This window comes from Streptomyces anandii JCM 4720 (genome assembly GCF_014650655.1).
GTDB lineage: Bacteria > Actinomycetota > Actinomycetes > Streptomycetales > Streptomycetaceae > Streptomyces > Streptomyces anandii.
Window position 1 is genome coordinate 1 of record NZ_BMVJ01000077.1, and the last position, 243, is coordinate 243.

Sequence of the window (243 nt, forward strand, 5' to 3'; positions counted from 1 at the left end):
GGAGGCGCACGGTACGGGTACGACGCTGGGCGACCCGATCGAGGCGCAGGCGCTGCTGGCCACGTACGGGCAGGGGCGGGGTGAGGGGCGGCCGCCGCTGTGGCTGGGGTCGCTGAAGTCGAACATCGGGCACACGCAGGCCGCGGCCGGTGTCGCGGGTGTGATCAAGATGGTGCTGGCGATGCGGCATGGTGTGCTGCCGCAGACCCTTCATGTCGATGAGCCGACCCCGCACGTGGACTG

Annotated in this window: 1 pseudogene; it reads left to right on the forward strand. The window is 71.2% G+C overall.

The features are described 5' to 3' along the window. Positions 1-243 (forward strand): annotated as a pseudogene (locus tag IE249_RS39610) (hypothetical protein); the annotation flags it as partial.